This window comes from Vibrio pacinii DSM 19139 (assembly GCF_000711795.1).
Taxonomy (GTDB): domain Bacteria; phylum Pseudomonadota; class Gammaproteobacteria; order Enterobacterales; family Vibrionaceae; genus Vibrio; species Vibrio pacinii.
The window spans coordinates 202,648-228,901 of record NZ_JONH01000012.1 but is presented as its reverse complement, the minus strand read 5'-3'; the positions used below and the strand labels follow the sequence as shown (position 1 = coordinate 228,901).

The following is a 26,254-nucleotide window of genomic DNA, read 5'->3' as shown; positions in this document are numbered from 1 at the left end:
ACCGTCACGGGCACCAACGACCTTCCAGTCGCTAAAGTGGACACTGGCGCAGTGAATGAAAACAGCAGCGTAACGGTGGATGTGTTGGCGAACGACACGGACTTGGATGACGATGCTCAGTTTACATTGGATAAAGTGGCGTCGGAGAAAGGCTTGGTCACCATCGTCGACAACAAACTAGTGTTCGAAGCGACAGGTGCGGACTTTGATCACCTGGCAGACGGGGTGACAGAGCAAGTGGTGGTGACGTACACGATGAGTGATGAGAGTGGCGAACCAATTACCTCGACCGCGACAATCACCGTCACGGGCACCAACGATGGTCCAATTGCTCTCGATGATACTTACACGATAGGTAGTGAAACACTTCTGTTTAGAGAGTCATTTGAACATATGACCAATACTGGTCGCTGGACCGTTGTCAACGGTGATCAGGTAGGCGATTGGGATGCAACTAACGGCCTAGAAATCCAACGTGATGGCTTAATTGCAAAAGCTACCGATGGCAATTACATCGCAGAGCTTGATGCACATCAAAACACAGCGATTACCACTACCATAAATACCGCTGGTCAAGACAGTATTCGAGTTGAATTCGATTACAACCCTCGCCGTGATGGTGATTCATCATCCGATATGAAGTTTTCTTTTAGTGGCGAAATAATCACTGTTCATGCTGATGGGACTGTTTCGGGAGGGGATACTTCTAAGGTTAGTATCAACGGCCCAGACTCCAATGGTTGGTATAACGTTACCGCTGAGTTTGATGTGCAAAACGACAGTGCTGATTTGAGCTTTGCTGGTGCGGGTAATTCTGATAGTTACGGGGCTCTTTTAGACAATATTACTGTCACAGGCATCAATAAACCGGTTCTTACTACTGAAGAAGAAATCGCAATTGAAATCACGTTTGCTGAATTGTTAGCGAATGACACAGATATCGATGGAGACGATTTGTTGATTGTTCGTGATTCAATTATTTCACCTACCAACGGTAAGATAGAAGTTGACTACGAAAATGGCGTAATAACATTCACTCCAGACAAAGATTATAACGGCGAAGCTACGTTTAAATACGCAGTTACTGACAGTAATGGAGGTTATGACGATGCTACAGTGACGCTTAATGTCACTCCAGTTAACGATGCTCCAGTTGCCAGTGATGATCCACAAACCTTTACTGTTAAACTTGGCACGTTCGTAGCTGGAAATAGTTGGGAATTTGATCAAGTCGACATCAAGGCTGATGTTGGTAAACTTGGCGAAAATGTCAGTGATAAATCTGATCATCAACTTACCTTTACTAACGGGTACGAGTTAGGTGTTGAGGGTGACGTTAACGGTGGTCCAGCTGCTCAGCTCCAGTACAACCGTGAAACTGGCGAGTCTGAGAAGATTGCTATCAATCTTCCTAAACCAGCGTCAAGCTTTTCATTTGCCGTATCTCATCTTGTTTCAGGTGAAGGTGCAGCGGGTGAGCAAGGTATGTGGACTGCCTACCTTGATGGTAAGCCAGTTCAAAGCGGTGTCTTTAGCCTTGATTCCGGGCATGAAGGCTCATTTAAAATCGACCTAGGTGATGTTGCGTTTGATACTGTGGTCTTTGAAGCGACTGATTTTGTTGATGGCGAAGCTAAGCAGACTGACTCATCAGACTACTTCCTGGTCGGTTTTGAAGCGACCGGCACGGGTGCTTACGCTGTTAATCAAAGCGAAGGTGAAATTCGTATTCCGATCTCAGAGATTCTTTCTAATGATATCGACTTAGATGGTGACGAGATCACAATTACTGGTTTTGGTGACCAAAAAGCCTTTATCGATGGTGATTATGTTGTCTTTGATTTTGATGATAACTTCAGCGGAAAAACGTCGTTTGAATATACTATTTCAGATGGTAATGGCGGCTCTGATACGGCAAATATTACGATCATCGTCAATCCAGACGTTCCAACGGTAAATGTTGTCTCTATCGATGTTAACGCTACCAAAGTTAACGAGGGTGAATCACTGAGCTTTACAGTGAACATATCTGAAAGCTCTGCGCTTTCTCAATTGTTAGCGGTTAAGTTTGGTGTAAAACCTAACCAAGTAGGCCATGCAGACAATCAAGATGTAGATTTAAGCAATGCTACCTTTACCAATGGTGTTACTTACAATGCCTACACAGGCGAATTGTTTGTACCGCCGAATGTAGACTCTTTCGACATTGTTATCCCAACTGTACTAGATGGTGAGGTCGAGCCTACAGAAAACTACAACATTGAGGTCGGCGGTGTCGCGGCATCTGGGGATATCTTGAATGACGATCGACCAGAAGTTGACCTAAATGGTACGCAGTACCAGATCGATATGGTTTCGGAAAGTGCTAGTCATAGCAACGTGTTCGGCTACTATATCTGGGACAGCAACACAGGGACAGCTGAGCTTAATGTTCTTATTGGCAATACCAACAGTGTTGTAGATAAGCAAGCACTAGCGCTACTTAACTCTCTAGATAATGTAGAGTTTTTCCTATTGTCCGACGGAGCTAACGCCGTTGAACCAAATGATGTGTTGACGGTTGATGCAGACGGTAAGCTATTTATCAATGATAGTGAAAGTGATCAAACTGCCTACTTTAGCCATGTTGATGCACATAAATCACAATTCCAGATTTCTGATGATAAGTCTGAAATTAAGATTGAAGACCTACCAGTTAATAATGGTGATAAAGACTATAACGATCTTGTAATCTCAATACATCCAGTGGACGATGGAATTGACTACTCTACCAATTATGTTGAAGGTCAAGGTGGTGCTGCTATTGCTGATGTCGATGCGGATATCTTTGATGACAACAATCTTATCTCTTCAATGTCAATCAAACTCACCAATGGTAAAACTGGAGACCAGTTTGATGACTCGGCAGTAGATAGAAGTAAGTTCTCGGTCACTAATGACCCTATCACCGGCTTACTCGTCATTACTGCGCTAAACGGCGGTTCATTAGCAGCAGATGAGTTTGAAGCGGCACTCAAAGCCATTACATTCAGCAATACTAGTGATGACCCAGACAACACAGATCGCGTTATTGAAGTAACAGTAACTGATGATAAAGGTCAGGTTTCAGCAGCAGCGGAAACGGTAATTAGTGTTACGGATACAAGCGATGGTGGCAATAATGATGACTTACCAATAGCTAAAGACTTTGACTTAGATTCTGATCACAGTGTTGTTAAAGTGAACTTCGCGCCAAATGCCACTGATGTACAAGACGATGTGTTTGCAGACGATAATAAAGTCACGAGCGTCAGACTTGAAAGCCTGCCAACCAATGGCGATCTTTATTACAAAGATGCAGAAAGCGGCAGCTTCGTTAAGATAACCCAAGAGATGTTAGATACAAGCGATGTAGAGTTCAGAGATGATACAGAAGTTTACTACGTTGTAGACCAAGATGCTCAGGTTACACGTGCAATATCAAACTCTGAGCTAGCAGGAACTAGCGGGGTTAGTGAGCTAAGCCTCAATGGTATATTTATAAGTGGTGGTACTTTTGACGGTGGTGAATTTGAAAAAGGTAACGCTACGATAGAGTATGATCCAACCAATAAGCAAGAAGGCGTTTTTGTAAGTACCGACCACAATGAAGGCTTGGGAGAGGAAACGAGTTTTGGCGAGTTTATTTCGATTGCTTCTGATAAAGGTAATATTTCAGAAGCAACACTCCATCTTGTTAGCTTGCAGGGGTTACTTGGGACGAATTCACATGCCAAGGTAGTCGCGTACTTATTCGACAACGGTCAAAGCGTAGGTACTCCATTCGACTTAGACATAACTGTTCCGCATCCAAATCCTGACCACTCGGGAACAGCAACTGTTTCATCTTCTGTGACTTTTGATGAGGTTAGGCTGGTTGTAGTTAATACTAATAATGGTGGTCAAGGCGCTGGTTTCAATATTGCTGGTGTGAATATGGTGGTTTCCGGTGAAGTTGAAGTCAATGACGATTTCAAATACTGGGCAGTGGATTCTGACAACCAAGTGAGCCCAACTGCAGGGACTGTTACTATTGATGCATCGACTGTTTTACAATCCTCTGGCGCAGGAGGTGGTGTTGACCATGTTGCTATACGTGAAGGACATCCAGACTACCAGTGGGCATATTCGGCGGCAACAATATACGAAGGTGCAGGTCATTCGCTGATTAACTACGATGAATCAGTAGGTGCAATGATCGATACAGGTATTGCTGGTGATGATGTCCTTATGGGTAGAGGCTCCGATACAATTTACCTTGGTGAAAGTCATTCTCCAGGCCAGGATTTGAATGATACAGCTCAAACTAGTGCTATTAATGGGTTCATCAACAAGACAGTCGAGCAGCTGACTACAACCACGGAAGATGGAGCACTAACGGTAAGTGGCAGTTCTGACGCTTGGTTAGATATCGCCCACGGCGGTGGTGGGAACGATCAAATTTACGGTGAAGGTGGTTCAGATATTATCTTCGGTGGTACAGGCAACGACATCTTAGATGGTGGTGAAGGAAATGATGCTGTCCGTGGTGGATCGGGTAACGATACTATCATTGGTGGATTGGGCGATGATATCTTAGTTGGTGATGATGGCGCCGACATCTTCAAATGGGTAGATATGGCGACAGAGCATGATCGCGTTACCGACTTTGATGCAACCGAAAACGATAAACTTGATTTGGCCGATTTGTTTAACGATGTATCAAAAGAGGACATTACTGAGTTATTGGATGAGCTTGTGACTGGTTCTGATCATATTGGTGAGACAGATAGTGTTAAAATTTCGGTCACAGAAGCAAGTGGCACATCAACCATGACGATTGAAAAGGGTGCTGATACGTTAACCATCGATTTCAATGGTGCTTCCGCTACAGATATCACTAATAGTTTGGTAGATAGCTTAGAACATTTAAAGTACTAAAATAACGACAGTCGGAGTCATTTCTGAACTCCGGCTGATTTATTACGCCTATAAAAAACCACCTGATAAGGTGGTTTTTCTATATTCGTTGTTGGTCACTTGTACTTACAACACCTTACAAGCAAACCCTTTAAGGTAGAAACCCTCTGGATATGCACTGTCGGTAGGGTGGTCGGCGGCTTGTTCGAAGCGTTCGATAAACTTCACCTCGCGTCCTGAATCTAAGGCAGCGTCAGCAATCACTTTTTGAAATAAGTCGCCACTCATCAGGCCAGAGCAAGAGTAGGTCAGTAGGGTGCCGCCAGGTTTCAAGATCTGCATCGCTAACATGTTGATATCTTTATAACCATTAGCGCCTGACGTTAAGTTGTTCTTACTTGAAACGAACTTAGGTGGGTCCATGATAACCACATCAAACTGAGTGCCTTGATCGCGATATTCACGTAGCAACTTGAATACGTCGGCATTTAAGAACACGGCACGCTTTTTTGAGATATCAAATTCATTGAGTTCAGCATTGTATTTAGCGGTATCAAGTGCTGGCTGAGAAACATCGGCATTGATCACGCGCTTTGCCCCGCCTTTTAGAGCGTATAACCCAAAGCCTCCGGTGTAAGAGAAACAGTTCAGCACTTCTTTATCTTGTACGTACTTCATTGATTGTTGACGACTGTCGCGCTGATCGAGATAGAAACCTGTCTTGTGACCACCGATAATATCAACACTAATTTGGACGCCGTTCTCTTCAATAACGACTGATTTAGGAGGCTCCTGACCATGTAGAACCCCTGTCGTCTCTTGAAGTCCTTCTTTCTTGCGCACAGCCACATCAGAGCGTTCATATACACTGCATTGAGGAAACACTTGTACTAATGCGTCAATTAATGACTGTTTATTGAACTCCGCGCCCGCACTTAGTAGCTGACACACTAGATAATCTTGATACTTATCAATGGTGATGCCAGGCAAACCGTCAGACTCTGCGGCAATAAGTCGGTAGCCAGTTAAACCGTCGCGTTGAATAATGTCTTCGCGCAGCAGTTGAGCATTCTGAATACGTTTAACAAAGAATGCGGTGTCTATCGACTCTTTTTTAAAGCTCCATACACGAGCGCGAATTTGCGAGTTTGGTGAGTAAGCCGCTTTTGCTAACCATTTTCCGTCATGGGTAAAGACATCAACGGTCTCACCGAGTTTTGGCTCACCTTCCACCTTGTGAACACCACGAGAAAATACCCAAGGGTGTTTGCGGCGAAGAGATTTATCACGGCCTTTGACGAGATAGATAGCTGGAGTCATTGCACTGCTCAATTGTCTGTTTTGAAAGGAGGGGTATTTTGTAAGATGTGTCTTGGAAAAGCAAATAAAAGAGCCGCTGAGTAGCGGCTCGCTAGTTTAAGCTTTTAGCCCAGTGAGTAAGGTTTCCATTTGGTCACTCTGGCTACGAAGTTGAGTGATGTTCGAGTTGGTTGCGTTGATCATATTGTGGACATTGTCTGCTTGGACTCGAATCTCTTCAACACTGGCGGCGATGTTATCGGCAACGACACCTTGCTCTTCAGCCGCAGTAGCAATTTGCATGCTGCTGTCAGATATTGATTGGTTTTTCTCGGCCAAAGAGCCAATCTCGATATCGACTTCAGACATAAGCTGTTGGCCGTCAGCGGCGTTAGCAACCGTTGTTTCCATTAGCTTCGTCAAAGACTGGCTGTTGCGCTGCAATGCTTCTATCATCGACTGAATTTCTACAGTGGCTTGCTGAGTGCGACCTGCTAGTGCTCGAACCTCGTCTGCAACAACGGCAAAGCCTCGGCCTTGTTCTCCAGCGCGCGCTGCCTCAATCGCGGCATTGAGTGCAAGTAAATTGGTTTGCTCAGAAATACCACGAATAGTACTGACCACCTCGTCGATTTGTGCCGCATTGGCATCCAGTTCTGTGACAGCCTGTGAGGCCGACAGGATCTCTTGCGATAATTGAGAAATCGAACTTAAAGTGTGGCCCACTTTAGCTTGGCCTTGTTTCGCGACACTTCGCGCATCTTCGGTCTGGGTGCTTGAGTCGTGAGCAAGGTTTGCGACTTCGCGAATGGTCGATGCCATCTGCTCTGTTGCGCTGGCCAACGAATTCAAATGTTCTTGCTGGGTACCAGATACCTCGGCGCTTTGCTGATTCGATTGATTTAAGTCTGAACTAATTTGCTGCATAAGCGCAATGGATTCTTGAATCGAAATCACCATGTTTTGTTCACGTTCAGCGACTTTATCTATCGTAATCGCAATTTCACTGAACTCATCGCGAACTTTAAAGAAATTCATTCGACTGGTGAGATCACCATTGGCAATGGTATTTAATGCTTTGTTCATCGTAAACATCGCACCACCGATAAAGGTCATAATGTAATACACGCCCAACGCAATCAGTGACAATGTAACAAGAATGATGACGCCATGTGTGGTTGACATTGATGCCCACAAGTTCTGCTCATGCACTGCTGCAATACTGAACGCGCCATTGTTAATGCTGACAGCGCCAGCTTCAGAGGAAAACCTGATTGAGTCAGAATTATGAATAATCGCCGAAACTTGATCTCGCGATAAGTTACCTGCTTCGATGAGATCGCGCATCAAACCGAGCTCTTCTTGATAAAGTAACTGCAGCATATGATCAGCAGTGTTATCTAATACTAAGGTGAGTACAACTAAAGCAATCAATGGCAATAAGAACAGTAAATAGAATTTTTCTTGAATTTTGAGATGAATAAGATATTTATCTATCCAACGAAATGGTATTTCTTTCATAATTATTATATCCGATATGGAGACCCATCTATCCATTGTGGGTGAGAATAGAACCTGATAAATATATCATTGACGGATTAATTGAGGTAATGCTTATGGACCAAAGTTGTGAGAAGTTCACAGTATCTGGACATGTTCAAGGAGTAGGGTTTCGTTATCACACGGCGCATCAGGGCATGCAGCTTGGCTTAGTCGGCTATGCGATGAATTTAAATAACGGTAATGTCGAAGTGGTTGCGTCAGGAAACCCAGATAAAATCGAAGCCTTGTCAGTGTGGCTAAAAGATGGACCACGCACCTCACGAGTTGACTCAGTGGTGCGGGAGTCCATCTGTTATAAACCTTATAAGGGTTTTAAAATTCTATAGCGACAGGCAGGCTACAAGCACTTGGCTGGTTTAGGTAGACCTGCAAGTTTGGTGGCTTGCTTGGCTGGCCCTTGCTTAAAAAGTTTAAACAGATACTTGCTATTGCCTTTCTCGGGCCCGTGCGCTTTTTCCATCGCTTTCACGAGCATGCGTACTGCCGGAGAGGTGTTAAACTCTTCGTAAAACTTACGTACAAAATGCACGACCTCAAGGTGTGCGTCGGTGAGTTCAATTCCTTCTTGCTCGGCTAATATCTCAATCATGCCTTCTTGCCATTGTGTATGGTCAAGTAGGTAGCCCTGAGCGTCAGTTTCGATTTGCTTGCCGTTGTACTCAAACATCTTTTTGTCCTAAAACCAATGATACCAGTTAGGGTAGCGCAGCTTACCTTGAAGAAACAATATGACAAGTAGCAAAAAGCCCGAAAATCAGGTTTTCGGGCTTTTGATTCATCTGAAATCGACAGTGATTAGTCGTCGTTCATAATGCCTAAAATGCTTAGTAGGCTGATGAAGATATTGTAAATTGATACATACAGCGTGATGGTCGCTGAGATGTAGTTTGACTCACCACCGCGAATGATGCCCTGCGTTGTCATCAAAATAGCCATGGTGGAGAACACAATAAACAAGCTGCTCAGTGCAAGATGAAGAATCGTTGACTGAATAAAGAAGCTCGCAATCATACCAACAACAAGCACAACGAATAGTGATAGCATCAAGCCACCCATCATCGAAAGATCGCGTTTAGTTGTTAGAGCGTAAGCCGATGCCGCCATAAACGACAGTGCGGTTCCACCAAGTGCCATTAGGATAACATCACCCATCCCAGCGCCAATGTAAGCATTAAGAATTGGGCCAATGGTGTACCCCATGAAACCAGTAAACAGGAATGTGAATACTAGACCCATGCTGTTGTTGCGGTTCTTTTCAGTCAAAAATAACAGGCCGTAGAAACCGACGAGCATGATGATGATTCCAGGACGAGGAAGGTTCATCGCCATAGAAACACCAGCAACAACCGCAGACCAAAGCAGTGTCATTGACAGTAGAGCGTAGGTATTACGCAATACTTTATTCGTTTGCAGAGCACTTTCTTGTGTTGAAGTGCGGGTAAACATAGGACTGTTCATAATCTTCCTCGTAAGGTTTTATGTTTATACCAACATATATGAGGCCGATTAACCAAAAGATCAAGCCCCAACGAGATTAGTCGTTAGTAAAATAATAATAGAAATAGATGCTTATGTATTTTGAAAGATGTAACACAATATAACAACTAAAAAGGGCGACCGAAGCCGCCCATTGAGCAAACTGTACTATTAATGGTGCAGAATCTGCGCCAAAAAGTTTTGCGTTCGATCTGACTGTGGATTTTCGAAGAAATCAACCGGGTTGTTTTCTTCGATTATTTCACCCGCATCCATGAAGATAACCCGATCAGCCACTTCTTTCGCAAATCCCATTTCGTGAGTTACACAAAGCATGGTCATGCCTTCTTCTGCGAGCTCAACCATAACGTCCAATACTTCACGTACCATCTCAGGATCAAGTGCCGAGGTTGGCTCGTCAAACAGTATCACTTGTGGATTCATACATAAAGAGCGAGCAATAGCGACACGTTGCTGCTGACCACCAGAGAGTTGACCTGGATATTTGTCGGCTTGTTCTGGGATCTTAACGCGTTCTAAATATTTCATTGCCACTGCTACGGCTTCATCCTTAGGCATTTTCTTTACCCAAATTGGCGCCAAGGTACAGTTTTCGAGTACCGTTAGGTGAGGGAACAGATTGAAATGTTGGAAACACATTCCTACCTCACGGCGAACGGCTTCGATATTTTTTAAATCTTCTGTTAGCTCGTTGCCAGAGACAATAATCTGACCTTTTTGGTGCTCTTCCAAACGGTTAATACAACGGATCATCGTTGACTTACCTGAGCCTGAAGGGCCACAGATAACGATTTTCTCGCCTTGCTTTACGTTTAAATTAATGTTTTTTAGTACGTGAAACTCGCCGTACCACTTGTTCATATCCTTAATTTGGATCATGTAATCTTGTTGTTGCGTCATAATACGTCCTTGAATTTTTTGCTACCAATTTCGTCAATCAAGTCGATGACCGACGGCATTGGTACGAATTATCGTTTGTGACCGGTATGGAGTTTGTTTTCTAGCCAAATCGAATACCTCGACATGCCGAAACAAAATACCCAGAACACTAACGCGACAAATACATAACTTTCTGTTGCAAAACCTAACCACTCTGGGTCGGTATTGGCAGCCTGACCGATACCCAGTACATCGAACATGCCGATGATAAGCACTAGGCTGGTATCTTTGAACAAACCAATGAAGGTGTTGACGATTGATGGAATAGTGATCTTCAATGCTTGCGGCAGAATAATCAATCCCATTTTCTTCCAATAGCTCAGACCAAGGGCATCCGCGGCTTCGTATTGACCTTTTGGAATTGCCTGTAAACCACCACGAACTACTTCAGCCATATACGCCGAGCTAAACATCACCACACCGATTAACGCGCGAATCAGTTTGTCTGTCTCTGAACCTTCAGCGAGGAAAAGAGGCAACATTACTGAGGCCATGAATAGTACGGTAATCAATGGTACGCCACGCCAAACCTCAATGTAGATGGTACACATGCTGCGGATGATTGGCATTTCTGAGCGGCGTCCTAACGCCAATGCGACACCGATAGGCAATGAAACCACTATCCCGACTAGCGCAATGATTAACGTAACAAGTAAGCCGCCCCATTTGTGGGTTTCGACTACTTCTAGACCAAATACACCACCATACAAAAGTGCAGCAATTATAAACGGATAGATGTTAACGAAAAATAACCAAATCCACGTACGTTTAGGCGTTTTTTCATACGCTAATAATACGGTGAAGATCGCTAAGGTGGCATAGAACAGGCGAGGGCGCCACAGTTCTTCTTGTGGGTAGAAGCCATACATAAACTGCTCCCAACGCACACTAATAAACACCCAACATGCGCCTTCGCGACTGCAGGCATCACGAGTAGTGCCGACCCAATCCGCTTTCAATAATGCCCAGTCAAAAATATTCCAAAGCAAAGTAAACGAGAAGTAGGCAAGAATAATGGTAATGATTGAGTTAATCGGACCATTAAATAGATTTTTACGCAACCAACCGACAGCACCTACGGTGTTACCAGGTGGCGGAAGGTCGGGTTGAAATTGATGTACACTCATATTATCTCTCCACCAAGGCCACTTTACGGTTGTACAGGTTCATCAGCGCGGATGTGAGTAGGCTGAGTGTTAGGTACACGCCCATCGTCATTGCAATGATCTCGATTGCCTGACCGGTTTGGTTTAGCGTTGTCCCTGCAAATACAGAAACCAAATCTGGGTAACCAATCGCCATCGCGAGTGATGAGTTTTTAGTAAGGTTTAAGTATTGGCTCGTAAGAGGAGGGATGATAATACGCAGTGCTTGCGGGATCACTACCAGCTTCAACGTACGTGAGCGTGGTAAACCTAGCGACATTGCTGCTTCAGTTTGACCGTGGCTAACGGCATTAATGCCTGAACGTACGATCTCTGCGATAAATGATGCAGTATAGATACTCAATGCAAGCAATAGGGCTGCAAGCTCAGGAATAATACTAATACCACCTTGGAAGTTGAAACCCTTAAGCTCAGGGTATTCGGCGGTAATAGGAGCGCCCATGATAAAATAGATGACAACGGGCAAACCAACACACAAACCAAGTGTAATACGCCCCATCGGCGTGATTTGGCCAGTGAGTTTTTGTCTGTTTTTAGCCCAGATACCAATGAAAATTGTCGCTATCACGCCCAGTACAAATGCACCAACTACAAACGACGAACCCTGTTCAAAAATAGGAGCAGGAAAGTACAGCCCTCGAACGTTGAGGAAGATGGCCTCACCTAAACTCATACTTTGACGTGTTGATGGCAGAGCTTGAAGTACGGCGAAGTACCAAAAGAAAATTTGCAGCAACAAAGGGACGTTTCGGAATATTTCGATATAAACGGCGGCAAAGCGACTAACCAACCAGTTAGACGACAAACGCGCGATACCAACGATAAAACCGATAACGGTCGCTAGGATGATGCCAAAAAATGATACGAGTGCAGTATTTAGTAGACCGATAATAAAGGTACGGCCATAAGAGAAAGTTTCGTCGTATTCAATCAGTGTTAGGCCAATCCCAAACCCTGCTTCTTGATTGAGGAAATCGAAACCAGTAGCAATACCGCGAGACTCTAAGTTGGTAAGAGCATTGTTGATAATGTTGTAAAAGAAAAAAACAAGCGCTGCAATCGCAATTATTTGGAAGACAACCGCTCGAAAGGTGGGATTGTAAAAAAGGTTAACGTTTGAAGCCGGTCTGCTCTCCGGCTTCGTCGTAACATTAGTAGGTTTCATACAGCTATAACCTCAAATCCATTTTTTAAAAAGGGCGGCCTAGACCGCCCATTTTTGTAGTTACTTAACTAACCTATCGTTAACGGATTGGTGGAGCGTACATGAAGCCGCCAGCGTTCCATAGTGCGTTTACACCACGAGAGATCTGTAGAGGAGATCCTTCACCGACTGTGCGCTCAAAGCTTTCGCCATAGTTACCGACTTGCTTGATAACTTGGTAGCCCCAATCATCACGAATACCTAGACCTTTACCTTTAGGACCGTCAACACCAAGAATACGTTTGATGTTTGGATCGGTTGATTTAAGCATTTGGTCTGCGTTTTGCGATGTAATGCCGTACTCTTCGGCGTTAACCATTGCAGAAAGCGTCCACTTAGCAATATTGAACCACTGGTCATCACCTTGACGTACTACTGGGCCTAGAGGTTCTTTGGAAATGATTTCTGGTAATACTTGTGCTGATGATGGGTTTTCTAGGTTCAGGCGAAGTGCGTACAGACCTGATTGGTCAGTCGTTAGCACGTCACAACGTCCAGCATCGAAGCCTTTAGATGTTTGAGCTGCCGTATCAAATACCACTGGCTTGTATGACATGCCGCTGTTGCGGAAGTAATCAGCAAGGTTAAGTTCAGTTGTGGTACCAGATTGAACACACACAGATGCACCATCTAGCTCTTTAGCACTTTTCAGACCAAGCTCTTTTTTGACCATGAAGCCTTGACCATCGTAGTAGTTAACGCCTACGAAGTTTAGACCGAGTGCTGTATCGCGGTGTAGCGTCCATGTTGTGTTACGAGAAAGAACGTCAATCTCACCAGATTGAAGTGCTGTGAAGCGTTCTTTCGCCGTTAGTGGAACATATTTCACTTTTGTTTTATCGCCTAGAACCGCTGAAGCTAGTGCTTTACAGTACTCTACGTCGATACCTTCCCATTCACCTTTTGAGTTAGGGTTAGAAAAACCTGGCAAGCCAGTACTTACACCACAAGTAATGAATCCTTGTTTAGTTACTTTATCCAGCGTGCTCTCTGCTGCAGAAGCGCCTGTAGACATCAATGCAGTAGATGCAGCTACAACTGAAGCAAGAAGTGTTAGTTTATGTGCCATTTGTATCCTTCCTGTATGATCCATGTTTGTTCAGGGTTTCCCCTGATTCAACGATTGAAAGTGTTGTGTTTCATTCATTATTAGGTTGCTATTGCTCGTTATCGAGTCTTAAGTAAATCAACCAGTTATAAGCGTAGGAAAGGATTCGTGATTTCTCAAATATATAATTTAAAAAGATTTTTGAGAGAACTCACAATTCCTGACAGACACTAGAATGGCTAAATGTTGCTTAAATGTAAATAGTGCAACACTTCACAGTTCTGGTGCGACAGGATGGTGTAACAAAATTATCAATACTTATAGATTTTGAAAGTTGAATGGGTGTCACGATCTGGTTTATATGACTGCAAATAATGTGAAATTTGGTGATTAATTATGGCTATGATCGAAATCACATGAATGTCATGCCCCATTTTTGGTAGTATCGTGCGCAAAGTCGTTATTTTTAATTCAAGGAATGAAATGCAATATTTTCCACTGTTTCTAGATCTAAAGAATAAACCCGTCCTAGTTGTGGGTGGCGGAGAAGTCGCTTGCCGAAAAGTTGACAGCTTAATTCGAGCTGGTGCGGCGGTCACGATTGTCTCGCCTCAGGTTGAGCCATACTTAATGGGTTTGATCAACGATGCTCATTGTCAGTGGATACAAGGCTTTTATTCGGCAGACTTACTCGAGCCTCATTATGTGCAAGTATGGGCGACGACGGATAACCCGAGCTTAAATCATCAAGTTCATCATGATGCCAAACGCAAGCGGATATTGGTTAATGTTGTTGATGATCAACCGTTCTGCGACTTTATTACCCCCTCTATTATAAATCGTGGGCGCATCCAACTCGCGATTTCTAGCGGTGGTGCCGCACCAGTACTTATTCGCAATGTACGTGAAAAGTTAGAAAGTATTTTGCCTCAGAACCTCGGGCTTCAAGCGGATTTTGCCGCATCCAAACGCAATGACATTAAACAAAAACTCCCCTCTGTAGATGAGCGTAGAAAGTTCTGGGAGCGTTTTTTTGCGCTCGTTGACGTCGATAGAGCTCAGGCCAATAGCGAACTTGAGACGGCTTATCAACAAGCACTAGAAATGGTTGTAGATGATAAGGGGAGCGTGACTTGGATAGAGTACGGCGTTGATGTCGAATTACTGACTCTCAAGGCATTAAGATTAATGCAGCAAGCAGAAGTGGTGCTGTATGACCACTCATGTCCGTTTGGTTTTGTGGATTTAGTGCGTCGTGATGCCGAGCGTATCGAATACACGAGTGAAGCTCAGCTTTCTGAGTCCCTTGAGAGCGCTAAATCTGAGCAATTAAGAGTGGTGGTTTTTATTGCTCCGACCGCAAGCCGAGTGACCTTTATTCAAGCGAGTGATAGCGTATTGACACTAGGCAGTGCCTAACCAGTAATAAAAAAGGCTGAAGAATCAGCCTTTTTTATTTAAGCGATCAGTAGGGCTTAATCGCGGAAGTTTTCAAATTGGAAAGGTTGACCGAGCTCAGCTTCGCGGATCACTGTCATCACCGCTTGCAAGTCATCACGTTTTTTACCAGTGACTCGCACTTTCTCGCCTTGAATAGAGGCTTGAACTTTCATCTTTTTGTCTTTGATTAGCTTAACGATCTTTTTCGACATACTGGTTTCGATACCTTGCTTGAAAGCCACAATTTGGTGCCAGTTTTTCCCTGACGCCTCTTCTTGTTTGGCTTCCATCGCGTTGGCATCAACACCACGTTTGGCTAAGTTTGCGCGTAAAATGTCGCGCATCTGTTTGAGTTGAAAATCACCCTCAGCGTTCATTCTGACCGATTCGTCTTTCTGCATCTCGAATGACGCTTCTACGCCTCTAAAGTCAAAACGTGTAGTAAGCTCTCGCGAGGCATTGTCTACAGCGTTGCGCAGTTCAACAGTATCGATTTCTGAAACGATATCAAATGATGGCATCTTAGTATCCTTATATTAACCGCGTGATTTCACAGTATCCGCTAACATTGCGAGCATAGTGGCAGTATCGTCCCAACCCAAGCAAGGATCGGTGATAGACAGGCCATAAGTGAGGTTGCCGAGATCATCCATAGGTTGGTTGCCCTCAAGAATAAAGCTTTCGGCCATAATACCAGCGACTTGATTCTTACCTGACTTAATTTGCTCGCAGATGTCTTTTGTCACATCAAGTTGTTTACGATGCTGTTTCTGACAGTTAGCATGACTGAAGTCGACGACTAAACGCTGCGGCAATCCAAACTGAGCCAATTGTTTGCAGGCAGCATCAACAGACGCAGCATCAAAGTTAGGGCCGCTTTCGCCACCACGTAAAATTACATGACCATACGGGTTGCCACTGGTGCGATATACCGTCATGCGGCCATTTTTATCTGGCGAGTAGAAATAATGCGAAGCTTGAGACGCGCGGATAGCATCAATTGCGATTTTGATATTGCCATTAGTGCCGTTTTTAAAGCCAACAGGACACGAAAGAGCAGAAGCCATCTCACGGTGAATCTGTGACTCAGTTGTGCGCGCTCCAATAGCACCCCAAGTAATCAAGTCAGCGATGTACTGACCTGTGATCATATCTAAAAACTCAGTCGCCGTTGCTAGACCTAACTTGTTGATGTCTAAAAGTAGTTTACGTGCTTTATTCAATCCGGCTTCGAGTGCGTAAGATCCGTCAAGATTCGGATCCGTAATTAATCCTTTCCAGCCTACAACCGTGCGCGGCTTTTCAAAGTAAGTTCGCATGACGATGAACAGTTGATCTTTATACTGCTCTTGGACAGCGGCGAGACGCTGTGCGTAGTCGATGGCCGCGGCCGTGTCATGAACTGAACATGGCCCAACAATCACCAGAAGACGTTGATCTTCTCCGGTTAGGATATTTTCAATTTGACGACGAGATTGTGCGATACGCTCAGCGACTTCATCGGTAATAGGATGAGCTTGACCTAATTCTGCCGGAGTTGGCATGGGCCCCAAAGGTTGGGTTCTTAATTCATCGGTTTTCAGTGGCATACCACAGCCTGTTCTTTTTATTGCGAAGCGGTAAAGATAACGGAAACCAACCGAGGAATAAACTACTTATCTGGATTCTTGCTCTTGCTTGAGTGTAAAAGTGAAATTTTATGCATTTTAGTAGGTTAAAAATGCTTTTTGCTCTTGTTTTCCCTAAAGTCGGGCGTTATGTTGAGTGGATAGAAGACAATAAAACCTTTGCACGGAGCAGTAATGAGTTTAAACAGTTCAAGCAGTTTGCATCCAGCACTCACTTTGGGTCAGTCACTTCCTAGCCCTGAAGAGCCAAGTGGTGATAGTCACCTATATGTCTCTTTGTCTGAGATGATCTTAGAGCATATTTTTTACCACCCCCTACATCACGTAGGTGACTCTACTCTGAATGAGAGGGAACAAGCATCAATCAATGCAATTTTAGGTGATCGTGAGGCGGAGTCTCATTTTGTTCAAACCTTAAGTGACAAAATCAAACACGCAATTCAGCCAAGTCATCAGGCGATTCGCGTTAGTTTAAGTTGCGCTGATAGTGACAGTTTTCGCTCACTGTTAGGGGGGCAATGCGAAGCACAAGAAGCGAATCCAGCATTAGGTGTTCGTGGCGTCTCTCGTTATGCGACTCAAGCGTTAGGCCAGCAATTCGCTCTTGAGTGTCAAGTGATTAAAGCGCTTCAAGAGCAGGGGCACATTATCGATATCGTTGTGCCTTTTGTGCGTAGCTTATCTGATGCGGCGAAGATCATTGATTTGCTTGCTGAACAAGGGTTGCCACGTGGTCTTAACGGTCTTAAGGTTTTTTATCGTATTGATGTTCCTTCGGCGGCTCTGTTGTCGGAACGATTGCTGCATTATTTCGATGGTTTGGTCATCAATCTTGAAAACTTAACCCAATTTACGTTGGGGATCGACAGACTCAGCGAGCCTCTTGATTACTTGTTTGATCCACAAAGCGAAGCGGTGTTGCAATTGATTGAACAAGCGGTGACGTCAGCATTAAACACGCATAAACCAGTGATTGTAACCAGCAGTGGTCTAGTCGCTTATCCGAAATTGCAAGAGTATCTTGCCGAGCACGGTCAGGCAGATGTTGTTGTGACGGTGTAACACCTGTTCGGTACCATATCACTCTTTACACGCCCAATGTTAATGATATGTTGACATTGGGCGTTGTTCGTTATGAACTAGATTGAATCTTACTGGTCGGACAAGTTCAATGTTATCACCACTTACTAAAGCAAATCTCTACCTCAACATGTTTGGTTTTTTCAAAGTTCCTTTTATCTGGTTAGCAAGGCCAAAATTGTTACAGCTAGACTCAAACCGAGTTGAAGTAAAAATTCCACTCAAACGCCGAACTAAAAATCATCTCAATAGCATGTACTTTGGTGTACTCGCAGTTGGAGCGGATGTTGCTGGCGGATTTATGGCGATGAATAAAGCGCAACAGTGCGGTCAGAAAGTCTCTTTGGCATTTAAAGCGGTGGATGGGCAATTTTTAAAACGGCCAGAAGCGGATGTGCATTTTATTTGTGAGGATGGACCGTTGATTGATGAAATGCTTGCCGAAACTTTTAAGACTGGCGAACGTGTCAATCAAGCGGTCAAAATAACCGCTACTTGCCCATCATTACATGGCGATGAACCGATGGCGGAATTTATGTTGACTCTTTCACTGAAGAGAATGGGTGATTAACATCTTCGACCTCAATCTCCTCGACGGCAACGATTTTGCTCCGGTTTAGCACGATCTTCCAGCGATAATATTTGGGGTTGCCGTCATAATTGTTCTCGCGTGCAATCAGGTTGACCAGGTGGCGCTTTTCGACTGATTCGCGGCTGACTTGGCCATTATTATTGATATAGATCTTGTTTGAGCTTTTATCCATTAAACGGGTTATCGCGCGCATACTGACCAACATGGACTCTCGCGTTTCTTCATAACCACTCATAAACTTGGAGGTCGACATCTCGGTTTTCGAGCTGTAGTGCAATACTTGTTCTTCGCGCTGCACGACGCGCTTTTTCCGAATTTGCTTGATACGATCAGGCAATTTGTCGAACATTTTGTAGTCGAGCCATTCAAGCTTCTGTCCTACGGCCTTTTTGGTGGTGGGATCTAAGTACATCTTACGCCATTTGGGCCGACCTTTACGAATCCAACGCCACATGACATCGCGTAAATCGTCTTTAAATATCTCACGCAAGGCGTAAACGAACGACATTAACACAATAAAAGATACGGTGATTTCACCCCAGTAGTCACGAGCCAAAATTGCCGTAATGGTAACAAAAACCATCACGAAGCCTGTCGCACTGCCTTTCACCGCACGTTTCATGTTGTTGCCGAGTGATTGTGTTTTCTCTTGCAAAACGACAGGGTGTTCAATTAAGCGACGCAGCAAACGCATCTTGTTGCTTAGGCGTGTAACATCATCGCGAACATGTTTTGAGTTGTAGTTATTAAGCTTACGGTGAGCGGCCTCTTTTTCAACAATAGCGAGCAAGCTCTCTTTTAAACTCTTGTACTCACTGTCGCGCGGCATATGTGCCACCAGCGACATGAGGCGCTGACCAGTATACCAAGACAGATAATTGTCGATATTGGCATAGTAACGCTTGAGGCTCTCTTCGTATGGTATACTTCGGCGAAGTTTTTTAAGAATATCGAGTGACAGGTAGATAACTTCGTCTACCTCATCGATGGTGACCGACTCTTTGTTGTGTTTGTTTAATTCGTTGACGGCTTTATCTAACGCAATTACATATTGATATGCGAATAGGCTTAAGCTGACTCGGTATTGGGTTGAAGAGAGACGACCACGTTTGGCTAGGCGACTGTGCACCAGAGGAAGTAGAGTTTTGTCACTGTAGTAAGCACGTTGCTGTGTAATAGATTCGTAGTAAAACTCACTCTCTTTCAGCACGTCTGGTGTTAAACCCAGCTCGCCAGGAATAAAAAAGTACAGGTCGAGATCTGACTTTTTGGTGGCATCCATTGCATGTGAAATTTTAAGAGTAATGCCGTCCTGCTTATCAACAGTTAACAAAAAAGTGCTCCTGAAAAAAGTACCAAATATCTTGCGCAAGCATATCAGAGATTCGCTATAATCACCGCAAATTTAATGAGAGACAGTTGAAATGATTAAAGTTGGTCAGATTAACCACTTAGAAGTTGTAAAAAAAGCCGATTTTGGCGTATTTCTTGATGCGGGCGATTATGGCACCGTACTACTGCCTAATCGTCATGTACCTGAAGGTACTCAAGTGGGCGGTTATGTCGATGCTTTTTTATACTTTGATTCTGACAGTCAGTTAGTCGCCACAACTGAAACCCCGATCGCACAAGTAGGCGAGTGGGGTTTAATGAAAATCCAAGGAGTCAACGCGACGGGCGCTTTTGCTGACTGGGGAATTAAAGAGAAAGATCTTTTGATCCCGTTCAGTGAGCAGCGTGCGCGTTTTTCTGAAGGTCAAAACGTGCTGGTTTATGTTTACACCGACAAAGCCTCTGGTCGCATTGTAGGCACCACCAAGTTTAATAAGCTGCTTGATAAAACGCCGGCTAACTATGAAAAAAATCAACAAGTTGACTTGATTATCGCGGAGCGCAGTGATCTTGGCTACAAAGCTATTGTCGAAGGGCAACATTGGGGAATGATATTTACCTCGGACGTATTTGGTAAGCTATTTGTTGGTAAAAAACTCAAGGGTTACATCAAGAGCGTGCGCGAAGATGGCAAAATCGATCTCTCTTTGCAAAAGATTGGCGTGAGTAAGATGGATGATCTGAGCCAAAAAGTTCTCGATTTACTTGAGAAAAAAGGTGGGTTCTTACCACTCAATGACAAGTCGAGCCCTGAAGAAATTTTTGCTGCTTTTCGTACCAGTAAGGGCACGTTTAAGAAAACCATTGGCGGTTTGTACAAGCAAGGTAAAATTGTAATTGAAAAAGAGGGCATTCGTTTAAGCTAATTAAAATGAATGACTGAAAAAAAAGGCCCATTGCTGATCCTGCTTTGGGCCTAGGGGAAGGGCTCAGTGAGAGCCTGCGCTAATCATTTAATTACTCTTGCCTGTTTACATGCTTAATTGTAGTTCATTCTACTGGTTATGCGCGCTTCGACGTGTAATTCATGCCTTAGCATGACCGATTAAAATAGGTTTTTATCGCGCACGAGCTCTCGCGGTAAACCATTTTTAATTCGATTGCCAACCCATTTTCCCAATCCAATCACATCGTTATCGTAGGTGACTAGTACTTCACCTTGTCCTGATATTCCCTCAGGTCGGACATCTCGTCCCATATACCATTCACGTGCATCTTCGACACAAAGTGCTACGCACATTTGTTCTTTGCCGGTCGCTAATGCCGTTGCGACTTGGTGCTGCCAGCGGTAACCTTTTTTGTGTGTTTCAGCGATTTTGATGCCCATCCGTGAGAAACGCAGTTCACCAAGCATAGGCTCTAAAGCGGATGGGAATAACCACACATCTTTATCGCGTAGCCAAACACAGGCTTGTTCTGGTAGGTCAATATCAAGAGTGCGTTTTAGTTGCTCAGTGATCTCTTGCTGAATTTTGGCACTCGCTTTTTCAAACGGAAATTTACCCAGTCGCTTTTTAACTTTCGGTGCGTCAACGGACGCTGTTTTTCGAATGCGAGCAACGAAGAAACCCTCACAGTCATACACTTGAGGGAAAATATGAAGAAATCCTTCTTCAGTAAGCGCCTCTTTTGCGGCTGGGAATAAGTCAGCTAAACTTTCAAACTCAACCTGATCGGTAAATGTCTGTTTGAGATGATGGCAAACTTGTTGGTTCTCTTCGATGCTTAGAGTGCAGGTTGAGTAAACCATAATGCCACCCGGTTTTAAGGCGTGGAATGCACTTTCAATCAAGTCTTTTTGCGTTTCGGCGATGTCAATAACGGATGCTTTATCCCAGTTTTTCATCGCATCGGCATCTTTACGGACTGTACCTTCGCCAGAGCAGGGGGCGTCTATTAGTACTGCGTCAAACTGCTCTGGTAGCCATCCGCCGAAGACGCGCCCATCAAAATTACTCAACGCCGTATTGCGTACGCCACAGCGCTCAATATTAGCATGAAGTACTTTGACGCGACTGGCGGAAAATTCGTTCGCAACCAATACGCCGTTGTTGGCCATTTTTGCTGCAATCTGGGTGGTTTTTGAACCAGGGGCAGCCGCCATATCAAGCACGCTTGCAGCGACTCGATCTTCATCGGTAAACAGAGCCGACACTGGTATCATCGAACTGGCTTCCTGGATATAAAATAGCCCTGACATATGCTCTGAGGTATTACCAAGCGGAACTTGTGATTCATCTGCCTCAATCCAGAAACCTTCTTTACACCAAGGAACAGCTTCTAGTTCCCAGCCTTTATCTTGGGCACGCTGCATAAACGTTTCGACCGATATTTTTAGAGTATTAACTCGAATACTCTTACGCAAAGGGCGCTGACAGGCGGCGATAAAGTCATCCATATTAAGATGCTTTGGGAGGATCTCTGCCATCTCTTTCAGAAAGGCTTCGGGTAGAAAAACGTTATGATGCACGGCGGTGTCTCTGCTAGCGTGAAAGGTGGCGATTATAGCTAAGGTTCAACAAGAAATACTATGGTCAAACAAAAAAACGCAGCTTTTTTGCTGCGTTTTTCACTTGCTTAAGGTTTCGGTATGGCGGTTCGCCATTGTTTCCAACTCTCTTCTGCTTGCTCATTGAGATAGAAAGACATACCTGGCGGGGCAATCGCTTCGAGCTGTTTCTGTTCTGGTGTCGCAAACGTGATGCCGCCACGTACAATACTACCGAGCGTGCCTGCTTTGATATTGGCACCTGAAAGGCCAATAGAAATATCGACACCAGATGTATTCCAAAACACCGTATTACGTCGAACTAAATAGGCGTATTCTGGCTTAATCATTATGGTTGAAACGATGCGGTCAGCAAACTCACCAAGCTCAACATGAGTGACTTGTCCGACTTCCATTTCGCGATATAACACTGGGGTATTTTGTGTAATAGAGCCGCGCGATTCACTTTGCAACGTGAATTGAACACCATGGGCAACCTTTGGGCTCTCATTTAAGACGAAGCTTTGACGCGCTTGGCCATGACCTGGGATCACGTTGATTGCTTGAGAAAGCAAATGTCGTACATTCTTAACGCCGCTTAAGCCTACTTCGGCTTGAGGAAGCCAGAAGAAAGAACCCTCTACCGCAATCTGTTGTGTATATTCTGGCAGTATACGCGCTTTAACCTCAATACGACTGCGCTTAAAGTCAGGGATAACCAGCGTGACTTCGCCTACTTTGACACCATTATAAAGAATGTCCGCGCCTTCGGAGAGCGAGTTCTCTCCATCAAAGTAGAGGGTGATCACCTGGCCAAATTTGCGTGCGGTTTTAAAGTCTTTGTACAGTAACCACTTTTCGTTTTGCTTGTTGTCGACACCTGGCAACGAATCAAACGCGATTCCGCCTTTAATTAAGGAGGTCAGCGGGGCGGCCTTAATATTCACACCGGCAAGACTGGCATCAATCTCTACACCGGAACGATTCCAAAATACCGTCTGTTCAGTTACAAGATGACTATACTGATTTTCAATGCTCGCCATGATAATGACACCGCCATCAACGAGGTAGAAGTCCGCAATACTTCCAACTTGTAAGTTGCGATATAACAGTGGACTGCCTTTACTGATCGGCGGAAGCTCTGAGGAAAACAGGGTAAGTTTAGTCGACCCCGACATATTGTATTTGGCCAGTTCAGCGAGAGACTTACTTGGGTAAAGTTGATAGGTGACGCGTGGTTTACTTTGACCTTCACTGACAAAACTGATCGATCCAGTTAACAGTTGCTTCGCGGGTGGGACATTGATGTTGAGTCCCGACTCTGTCAGTTCTGCACTGGCACTTCCCGTTACATAGAAACGGTTGAGTGACTTAATTAAGTGGGCATAATCACTATCAACCAGCGCATCAAATTGTACGCTATCTTTGACAAGTGCAACCGCAGTTATCGATCCCACACTAATACCACGATATAAAATGCTCGCCCCTTTCTCGAGACCGTAAGAGTTATCTGCGGTTAAACGTAGTGCCACGGTTTGCGCTTGTTCGCGTTTATACTCATCTTGCCTGACCGCGGTGAAGTGGCGTGAGCGGTCGCCGTCACCGGGAGCAATGGTCAGGTAATTGCCTTTGAAAAGATTACTTAGGTTCTCAATACCAGACAGAGAGACTTTAGCCTCTTGCAAGATAAACTGACTGCCTGTGGTTAGCATGTCACTGAAAGCGGGCTGAATCGCAGCAGAGGCAAGAATACGTTCACGGCCTTGGCTAAGTTCGAGATCGGTAATTTGGCCAATTTCTATACCACGATAAACAATAGGTGCTCCAGCGGCGCTGACGTTATTATCGTCCGGTAAGGTGATTTTTATCGCGATTCCTCGCCCCGCGGTTTGGATGTCGGGGTAGAGTTTGAATTGGGTATTTTCGGCCACTGGCTCACCACCGTCAGGGGAGTCGACCGCAATTGAACCGCCAATCAAAGCACTCAAGCTCTCTAAACGCACGTCGACGCCAGCAAAGCCGATATTGGCACCAATACCACTCACATTCCAAAAACGGCTATCATCCGTGATGATGTGGCGGTACTCTTCGTCAATGCTCGCATTAATAATGACGCTTTTGTCATCAGCATCGAGTTGATAGCTGTAGACTTCACCTACCGGGATTTTACGATAGACAATTTGTGAGCCAACGGAAATGCCTCCTAGATCGCGTGACTTAAGCGAAATACTAAGGCCTTCTTTGTTTAGCAGATCAGAAGGGGCGCGTTCGAGTGCAGTGAATTTTGTTTCGGGTTCAGACGATGCAGTCGCCGGAGAAATCGCAATATAGTTGCCCGACACCAATGCATCTAATCCAGAAATACCCGAAAGACTGGCAGTGGGCTTAACCATCCAGAAACGTGCGCCTTTGGTCAGCAACTTGGTAGCTTCAGGGTAAATATCAGCATCAACATAAATACTTTGCAGATCTTCGGCTAGGTTTATGTCTTTAACCATACCGACTTCGAGCCCTTGGTAGCGAATGGTGGTGCGTCCAGCAATCAAACCTTGTGCATCGGAGAAGTAAATCTGTACCCGTTGCCCTGCGTCTTGGATTGCGCTAAAGACCAACCAACCAGCGAGCACCATCGTTAAAATTGGCAGCAGCCACAATGGCGAGACACCTTTATTGCGTTTCACTTTAGGTGAGTATGAGTTTTGCGTCGGAGAGGGGTTACTCATTTATAGGCTCTTTCTTTTTAATTGCATCAGGGTAGTTATCCCAAATTAGTCTCGGGTCCATGCTTTCGGCTGCGAGCATCGTCAATACTACGACAATACCAAATGCGACAGCACCATAGCCGGGGGTAAAGTCGAGTATTTGACCGCGATCGACTAAGGTCATCATGATTGAAATAACAAAAAGATCCATCATCGACCAGCGACCAATCCATTTGACCACAAAGTAAATTAGCATGCGGTGTTTATGATAGATCTTACGCTTGAATTGAATTGCGAGGAGCAGGTAAGACAACCCTAGGATTTTCGCCACAGGCACAACGATACTGGCGACAAAAATGATAATCGCGATCCCCGTCATGTCGCTGTTGATTAGCGATGCCACGCCTGAAAAAATCGTGTCTTCAAGTCGTTTGCCATTAGTCAGCAGAATCGATATCGGGATCAAGTTAGCTGGAAAAATAGCAATACTGGCGGCAATCAAATAAGCCCAAGTTTTTTGAATTGAACGTGGCTTTCTATGATGAATTGGGTTTTGGCAGCGCAAGCAGTGCTCACCATCAGGTTGTGACAGATGACAATGGTGACAGTGTAGCGTTTTAACATTGATTGGATAAGTGTCTTCCGGCTCGAAAACTTCCCAATAACGTCTAACATTGACACGTGTCAGCAGTAGTACTGTTGTCAGTTGCAGTAGAACGAGACCAATCAATCCGGGGCCAACAAAAATGTCAGAGTAGTCTTGCAGCTTAAAACACGAGATTGCAATGCTAACTAAAAAGACATCGATCATAACCCAAGGTTTTAATCGCTGTATTAGCAATAGTGATAATTTCAGGATGCGAAATGAATGAGTGCTTAGTGCAAAGTGGGCGGCGACAACCGCACTGCAAAGCAGCAATGGCGCAATTGAACTGCAGAAAAAAATCAACATGGCTAAGAGTACAAACCCTTCATCGACCAGAGTAAATATCCCGGATGGAAGGGTGGCCGGTATCATCACGCCAAAAAGACGAATACTGATAAAGTCGAAAAAGTGCGAAGGGATAAATAATACTAAACAGGTAATCGCCAATGCCAAGTTACCCGAGAGTGACGGTGTTCCACCTCGATAGAGCAAGGTATTGCATCGAGGACAGAAAGCACTTTTTCCGCGCTCTACGGAGACTAAATCAACCGGAAGTTCGCAACCGTGACAAAGTCGCACCGATGTGAGCCTCGATGGATGGGCGTGTGAAGCAGAAGAGTTGCTCATTGCAACTCTCCATTACTTGTTGAAAA

20 protein-coding genes are annotated in these 26,254 nt (G+C 44.6%); 6 read left to right on the top strand and 14 right to left on the bottom strand.

Annotated features, from left to right (window positions below):
- A partial coding sequence (locus BS19_RS20695) for an Ig-like domain-containing protein (protein ID WP_038174802.1) occupies window positions 1–4,938 on the top strand: 4,938 nt, incomplete at its 5' end.
- Between the two features lie 105 nt (window positions 4,939–5,043).
- On the opposite strand, the gene BS19_RS09165 is transcribed toward BS19_RS20695, so the two are convergent.
- Entirely contained in the window at window positions 5,044–6,237 is a 1,194-nt protein-coding gene (locus tag BS19_RS09165) for a class I SAM-dependent methyltransferase (RefSeq protein WP_038174801.1), read from the bottom strand.
- A gap of 96 nt (window positions 6,238–6,333) precedes the next feature.
- Window positions 6,334–7,737 (bottom strand): methyl-accepting chemotaxis protein, encoded by a 1,404-nt coding sequence (locus BS19_RS09160; RefSeq protein ID WP_038174799.1) that lies wholly within the window; start codon window positions 7,735–7,737, stop codon window positions 6,334–6,336.
- A 95-nt stretch (window positions 7,738–7,832) separates the two neighbouring features.
- On the opposite strand from BS19_RS09160, the gene yccX reads away from it, so the two are divergent.
- On the top strand, window positions 7,833–8,105 hold the full coding sequence (gene yccX / locus BS19_RS09155; RefSeq protein WP_038174798.1) for an acylphosphatase: 273 nt from the start codon (window positions 7,833–7,835) through the stop codon (window positions 8,103–8,105).
- A gap of 11 nt (window positions 8,106–8,116) precedes the next feature.
- Here the strand turns inward: yccX and BS19_RS09150 are convergent, their stop codons facing one another.
- The 6 genes from BS19_RS09150 to BS19_RS09125 all read right to left on the bottom strand — a co-directional run bounded on the left by BS19_RS09150 (window position 8,117) and on the right by BS19_RS09125 (window position 13,654).
- Window positions 8,117–8,446 carry a TusE/DsrC/DsvC family sulfur relay protein gene (locus BS19_RS09150; protein ID WP_038174796.1) on the bottom strand — a complete coding sequence of 110 codons (330 nt, stop codon included), beginning with the start codon at window positions 8,444–8,446 and terminating at the stop codon, window positions 8,117–8,119.
- A gap of 128 nt (window positions 8,447–8,574) precedes the next feature.
- Window positions 8,575–9,237, bottom strand: coding sequence for a Bax inhibitor-1/YccA family protein (locus BS19_RS09145; protein WP_038174795.1), 663 nt, complete (start codon window positions 9,235–9,237; stop codon window positions 8,575–8,577).
- Between the two features lie 189 nt (window positions 9,238–9,426).
- Window positions 9,427–10,176: an amino acid ABC transporter ATP-binding protein gene (locus tag BS19_RS09140; RefSeq protein ID WP_038174793.1), complete on the bottom strand. Its 750-nt coding sequence runs from the start codon at window positions 10,174–10,176 to the stop codon at window positions 9,427–9,429.
- Window positions 10,177–10,244: 68 nt separating this feature from the next.
- Window positions 10,245–11,342 carry an amino acid ABC transporter permease gene (locus BS19_RS09135; protein WP_038174792.1) on the bottom strand — a complete coding sequence of 366 codons (1,098 nt, stop codon included), beginning with the start codon at window positions 11,340–11,342 and terminating at the stop codon, window positions 10,245–10,247.
- Window position 11,343: 1 nt separating this feature from the next.
- Window positions 11,344–12,546: an amino acid ABC transporter permease gene (locus tag BS19_RS09130; protein WP_038174791.1), complete on the bottom strand. Its 1,203-nt coding sequence runs from the start codon at window positions 12,544–12,546 to the stop codon at window positions 11,344–11,346.
- 79 nt (window positions 12,547–12,625) lie between these two features.
- Window positions 12,626–13,654, bottom strand: coding sequence for an amino acid ABC transporter substrate-binding protein (locus BS19_RS09125; RefSeq protein ID WP_038174790.1), 1,029 nt, complete (start codon window positions 13,652–13,654; stop codon window positions 12,626–12,628).
- Between the two features lie 462 nt (window positions 13,655–14,116).
- Between BS19_RS09125 and BS19_RS09120 the strand changes: the two genes are divergently transcribed.
- Window positions 14,117–15,052 carry a siroheme synthase gene (locus BS19_RS09120; RefSeq protein ID WP_038174789.1) on the top strand — a complete coding sequence of 312 codons (936 nt, stop codon included), beginning with the start codon at window positions 14,117–14,119 and terminating at the stop codon, window positions 15,050–15,052.
- 56 nt (window positions 15,053–15,108) lie between these two features.
- On the opposite strand, the gene BS19_RS09115 is transcribed toward BS19_RS09120, so the two are convergent.
- On the bottom strand, window positions 15,109–15,594 hold the full coding sequence (locus BS19_RS09115; RefSeq protein WP_038174787.1) for a YajQ family cyclic di-GMP-binding protein: 486 nt from the start codon (window positions 15,592–15,594) through the stop codon (window positions 15,109–15,111).
- A gap of 15 nt (window positions 15,595–15,609) precedes the next feature.
- Window positions 15,610–16,662, bottom strand: coding sequence for a 3-deoxy-7-phosphoheptulonate synthase (locus tag BS19_RS09110; protein WP_038174786.1), 1,053 nt, complete (start codon window positions 16,660–16,662; stop codon window positions 15,610–15,612).
- 213 nt (window positions 16,663–16,875) lie between these two features.
- Between BS19_RS09110 and BS19_RS09105 the strand changes: the two genes are divergently transcribed.
- The gene (locus BS19_RS09105; RefSeq protein ID WP_038174785.1) at window positions 16,876–17,763 is read left to right on the top strand and encodes a putative PEP-binding protein; all 888 of its coding nucleotides are present in this window, start codon (window positions 16,876–16,878) and stop codon (window positions 17,761–17,763) included.
- Between the two features lie 109 nt (window positions 17,764–17,872).
- On the top strand, window positions 17,873–18,352 hold the full coding sequence (locus BS19_RS09100; RefSeq protein WP_038174784.1) for a PaaI family thioesterase: 480 nt from the start codon (window positions 17,873–17,875) through the stop codon (window positions 18,350–18,352).
- Here the strand turns inward: BS19_RS09100 and BS19_RS09095 are convergent.
- Entirely contained in the window at window positions 18,315–19,706 is a 1,392-nt protein-coding gene (locus tag BS19_RS09095; protein ID WP_038174782.1) for a hypothetical protein, read from the bottom strand. The two genes, BS19_RS09100 and BS19_RS09095, sit on opposite strands and share 38 nt — an antisense overlap.
- A gap of 91 nt (window positions 19,707–19,797) precedes the next feature.
- On the opposite strand from BS19_RS09095, the gene BS19_RS09090 reads away from it, so the two are divergent.
- On the top strand, window positions 19,798–20,631 hold the full coding sequence (locus tag BS19_RS09090; RefSeq protein WP_038174781.1) for a CvfB family protein: 834 nt from the start codon (window positions 19,798–19,800) through the stop codon (window positions 20,629–20,631).
- Window positions 20,632–20,810: 179 nt separating this feature from the next.
- Here the strand turns inward: BS19_RS09090 and rsmF are convergent, their stop codons facing one another.
- From rsmF to BS19_RS09075, 3 genes are all read right to left on the bottom strand, one after another.
- Window positions 20,811–22,235, bottom strand: a complete 1,425-nt coding sequence (rsmF, locus tag BS19_RS09085) for a 16S rRNA (cytosine(1407)-C(5))-methyltransferase RsmF (RefSeq protein ID WP_038174779.1) — start codon at window positions 22,233–22,235, stop codon at window positions 20,811–20,813.
- 107 nt (window positions 22,236–22,342) lie between these two features.
- The gene (locus BS19_RS09080) at window positions 22,343–24,976 is read right to left on the bottom strand and encodes a PqiB family protein (RefSeq protein WP_038174777.1); all 2,634 of its coding nucleotides are present in this window, start codon (window positions 24,974–24,976) and stop codon (window positions 22,343–22,345) included.
- On the bottom strand, window positions 24,969–26,228 hold the full coding sequence (locus BS19_RS09075; protein ID WP_038174775.1) for a paraquat-inducible protein A: 1,260 nt from the start codon (window positions 26,226–26,228) through the stop codon (window positions 24,969–24,971). Before BS19_RS09075 ends, BS19_RS09080 begins: the two co-directional genes overlap by 8 nt.
- Between the last annotated feature and the right edge of the window lie 26 nt (window positions 26,229–26,254).

What these genes read in the sequence shown, in the direction of transcription:
- BS19_RS09080 (WP_038174777.1), bottom strand. Translation starts at nt 24,976, where the DNA reads ATGAGTAACCCCTCTCCGACGCAAAACTCATACTCACCTAAAGTGAAA.
- BS19_RS09075 (WP_038174775.1), bottom strand. Translation starts at nt 26,228, where the DNA reads ATGAGCAACTCTTCTGCTTCACACGCCCATCCATCGAGGCTCACATCG.
- BS19_RS09100 (WP_038174784.1), top strand. Translation starts at nt 17,873, where the DNA reads ATGTTATCACCACTTACTAAAGCAAATCTCTACCTCAACATGTTTGGT.
- yccX (WP_038174798.1), top strand. Translation starts at nt 7,833, where the DNA reads ATGGACCAAAGTTGTGAGAAGTTCACAGTATCTGGACATGTTCAAGGA.
- BS19_RS09140 (WP_038174793.1), bottom strand. Translation starts at nt 10,176, where the DNA reads ATGACGCAACAACAAGATTACATGATCCAAATTAAGGATATGAACAAG.
- BS19_RS09090 (WP_038174781.1), top strand. Translation starts at nt 19,798, where the DNA reads ATGATTAAAGTTGGTCAGATTAACCACTTAGAAGTTGTAAAAAAAGCC.
- BS19_RS09105 (WP_038174785.1), top strand. Translation starts at nt 16,876, where the DNA reads ATGAGTTTAAACAGTTCAAGCAGTTTGCATCCAGCACTCACTTTGGGT.
- BS19_RS09145 (WP_038174795.1), bottom strand. Translation starts at nt 9,237, where the DNA reads ATGAACAGTCCTATGTTTACCCGCACTTCAACACAAGAAAGTGCTCTG.
- BS19_RS09115 (WP_038174787.1), bottom strand. Translation starts at nt 15,594, where the DNA reads ATGCCATCATTTGATATCGTTTCAGAAATCGATACTGTTGAACTGCGC.
- BS19_RS09135 (WP_038174792.1), bottom strand. Translation starts at nt 11,342, where the DNA reads ATGAGTGTACATCAATTTCAACCCGACCTTCCGCCACCTGGTAACACC.
- BS19_RS09120 (WP_038174789.1), top strand. Translation starts at nt 14,117, where the DNA reads ATGCAATATTTTCCACTGTTTCTAGATCTAAAGAATAAACCCGTCCTA.
- BS19_RS09160 (WP_038174799.1), bottom strand. Translation starts at nt 7,737, where the DNA reads ATGAAAGAAATACCATTTCGTTGGATAGATAAATATCTTATTCATCTC.
- BS19_RS09150 (WP_038174796.1), bottom strand. Translation starts at nt 8,446, where the DNA reads ATGTTTGAGTACAACGGCAAGCAAATCGAAACTGACGCTCAGGGCTAC.
- BS19_RS09165 (WP_038174801.1), bottom strand. Translation starts at nt 6,237, where the DNA reads ATGACTCCAGCTATCTATCTCGTCAAAGGCCGTGATAAATCTCTTCGC.
- BS19_RS09130 (WP_038174791.1), bottom strand. Translation starts at nt 12,546, where the DNA reads ATGAAACCTACTAATGTTACGACGAAGCCGGAGAGCAGACCGGCTTCA.
- BS19_RS09110 (WP_038174786.1), bottom strand. Translation starts at nt 16,662, where the DNA reads ATGCCACTGAAAACCGATGAATTAAGAACCCAACCTTTGGGGCCCATG.
- BS19_RS09125 (WP_038174790.1), bottom strand. Translation starts at nt 13,654, where the DNA reads ATGGCACATAAACTAACACTTCTTGCTTCAGTTGTAGCTGCATCTACT.